Genomic DNA, 3,304 nt, shown 5'->3' with positions numbered 1-3,304 from the left:
TTTTTCTGTTTCTTTACGCCCCTATCGGTGTACTCATCGCCCAATCGTTCAATGCCAGCCGCTACCGGGGGCACTGGACAGGCTTTACCCTCCAGTGGTACGGCGAACTGTTTCAGAATGAAGGCATCCTGGAAGCTCTGCAGAATACCATTACCATTGGCTTGTCATCCGCGGCCGTGGCGACGCTTCTCGGACTGGTGACCTGTCTGGCTCTGCGCGGTATGGGGCGGCGCCGCCGGTCCGTTTTGATGGGCGTTGCCAATATTCCCCTCCTCAACGCCGATATCGTGACGGGGATTTCCCTCATGCTGCTGTTCCTGGGCCTGGGACTGCGCCTCGGCTACGGTACCATCCTCATGGCTCACATCGTATTCAATCTGCCCTACGTCATCCTCTGTCTCATGCCGCAGATGCTGTCTCTGGACCGCAACTGCTATGATGCGGCACGCGATCTGGGGGCAACACCGCTGATGGCATTCCGCCGCGTAGTCCTGCCGGAACTGCGGCCCAGCCTGTTGGCCGGGTTTATGCTGGCCTTCACCATGTCGGCCGACGATTTCATCATTACTCACTTTACCAAAGGCGCCGGCATCGACACGCTGCCTACAGAAATCTATGCCGAACTGAAACTGGGGATCCATCCGGAAATGTATGCCCTGTCCACACTGGTATTTGTCTTTGTCCTGGTCTTTGCGTTTCTCCTGTTCTGGAACCGGAAACGCATGCAGATAGGCCAGTCAGCACGATAAGGGGGCGGTTACATGAAAAAAATATATATCGTCTCTATTTGTCTGGCTCTCTTGATGAGTATCCTGGCGTTTTCGGGTTGCGGATTTCAGGACGAAGAAGCCGAAGGCGATAGTGTAGTTTATGTGTATAACTGGGGTGACTATATCGACCCCGATACACTGGAACAGTTTGAAGAAGAAACGGGGATACACGTCGTCATGGATGAATTCGATACCAATGAAAGTATGTATCCCCTGGTAGCAGCCGGTGCGGTACGGTACGATGTCATCTGTCCGTCGGACTACATGATACAGAAGATGATCAAACACGATCTCCTGCAGCCTCTCGATTTCTCCCGTCTTCCCAATGCCCGCCAGTACGTGGGACAGGTGTTTTATAAGCAGTCGGAGACGTTCGATCCGGGAAACATCTATTCCGTGCCGTACTGCTGGGGAACGGTTGGAATCCTGTACAACCGCACCATGGTCGATGATCCTGTAGACAGCTGGGATATTCTCTGGAATGAAAAGTATAAGAATGAAATCCTCATGCAGGATTCGCCCCGCGATGCTTATATGGTAGCCCTGAAGCGGCTGGGGTATTCTCTGAATACGACAAACCCGGATGAAATGCGTCAGGCCCGGGATATGCTCATTGCTCAGAAGCCGCTCGTCCAGGCGTATGGCATCGATGATGTCAAAGATAAACTCGTCTCCGGGGAAGCCGCCATGGGTGTCATCTTTTCCGGAGAAGCCCTGCGTATGATGCTGGAAAATGAAGACCTGGCCTACGTCGTGCCCAAAGAAGGGACCAATCTCTGGATTGATTCGTGGGTAATCCCTAAAAATGCGGCCCATGTAGAAAATGCCCATGCCTTCATCGACTTCATGAGCCGGCCCGATATTGCCCTTAAAAATTTTGAATACCTGACATATTCGACACCGAATACAGCCGTTCCGGAAATGGAAGAGGATGAAGACTATAAGGATAATCCCGTCGTATTCCCGCCGCCGGAAGTTTATGAAGGACAGGAAACGTATCAGGATCTCGGTGAAGACGGCGACAAGATGTACAATGAAGGATGGATACAGGTAAAAGTGTATTAAACCTGTAACATAAAGGATGGTATAATATAATCAAAGTAAAGGAGGGCGATGTAGATGAAACAACACTTGAAAGTTATGGCTGCCCTGGCCTGTCTTATGGGGCTGGGGAGTACAGCTGTCATGGCGGCCAGCTGGACGGATACGCTGCAGCAGCTGGCAAAGAGCGTGCCGGCAGTCAGTCAGGTTTTAAAGGAAACAGGAATTTCGTCTACTGTACCGGTACCGGGCACTGCTGCGACGACAGGAACGACGACAACTCAGAGCGGGACAGAACCGGCTGGAACGGAAAAACCGGCTGTACAGGCATCTCATCTGGAAGTCGTGCTGCTCATCGATAAGAGCGGGTCCATGAAAGGCCTGGAAGAAGATACGGTAAAAGGCTACAATTCCATGCTGGCCAAAGAACGGCAGTTGTCGGTGCCGACAAATGTGACGACCATCCTGTTCAGCAGTGATCACGAAATCCTGGCGGACCGTAAGCCGATTTCTGAGGTGCCCGATATGACCCTTGATTCGTATAAGGTCCGTGGCGCGACGGCATTGTACGATACTATTGGCGATGCCATCGAAAAAACAGAAGCGGTCAAAGGCATCGATGATACGGGCAGCAAAGTCCTGTTTGTCATCATCACGGACGGACTGGAAAACTACAGTCAGACCTATGACCAGGAAAAAGTCAGGAAACTGATTGATGCCCAGGAAGAAAAAGGCTGGGAATTTGTCTTTATCGGTGCCAATATGGATGCTGAAAAGGAAGCGGATACGATCGGCATCAAGAAAGAAAATGCCGCGACCTATGAAAATAGTGAAAAAGGCGTTCAGGCCAACTATCAGGCCGTATCCCAGATGGTACACAGCCTGGCTGCGACATCGAGCCTGGTCGGATCCCCCTGGAAAAATTCTATCGTACCGGGAAAATAGATGGATGCAGAAAAGAGAGTGCCCCGTGACCGTATCATGGTTCATGGGGCAGATTTTTTACTCTCCATCTGACTTTTTGACTTTAACCTTTTGACATTTACATTGGGAGGCGTATAATAATAGGTGAAAAGAAAAGTGCTATTTCGGTTTCCAAAAAGAGGAGATGGAATGCCATGAAAAGATTGACACACGAAGTACAAAAGAAAACGGTAGGATTGATTGTAGACCGCATTATGTCAGAAAAAAATCCGGAAGACCGGAGAAAGTCATTGAAACACTTGTCCTTTATTATGGAACATCTTTTTGGCGACTTATTTGAAAAAGAATCCTTTGAAGAAGCCCGCCGTCTGATTGATGAAGATGGCAAATGGTTCCATTTTTTGGACCATGCGTTGAACACGCTCAACCCGAATATCGTCAAAACGGCTGTCATGGATCTGGGATTTGAAGCCGGTTTTTATGGGCTCCGTGCCCGTAATGCCGCAAAAGCGAAATATCACTGTAATATCCCCTGGGCTATTCTTTTTGATCCGACCAGTGCCTGCAAT

The 3,304-nt window shown here is 50.0% G+C and carries 3 protein-coding genes and 1 pseudogene; all 4 read left to right on the top strand.

Going from position 1 to position 3,304, the window contains the following annotated elements:
* Positions 1-5: 5 nt before the first annotated feature.
* Positions 6-749, top strand: a complete 744-nt coding sequence (locus DBO31_RS07000) for an ABC transporter permease (protein WP_234995427.1) — start codon at positions 6-8, stop codon at positions 747-749.
* 12 nt (positions 750-761) lie between these two features.
* Entirely contained in the window at positions 762-1,835 is a 1,074-nt protein-coding gene (locus DBO31_RS06995) for an ABC transporter substrate-binding protein (protein WP_083237048.1), read from the top strand.
* Between the two features lie 54 nt (positions 1,836-1,889).
* Positions 1,890-2,756, top strand: coding sequence for a vWA domain-containing protein (locus DBO31_RS06990; protein WP_150824785.1), 867 nt, complete (start codon positions 1,890-1,892; stop codon positions 2,754-2,756).
* Between the two features lie 173 nt (positions 2,757-2,929).
* Positions 2,930-3,304, top strand: a pseudogene (locus DBO31_RS06985) (pyrroloquinoline quinone biosynthesis protein PqqE); the annotation flags it as partial.

It is taken from the genome of Megasphaera sp. DJF_B143 (genome assembly GCF_900320625.1).
Lineage (GTDB): Bacteria > Bacillota > Negativicutes > Veillonellales > Megasphaeraceae > Megasphaera > Megasphaera hexanoica.
This window is presented reverse-complemented; position numbering and strand designations above follow the sequence as displayed.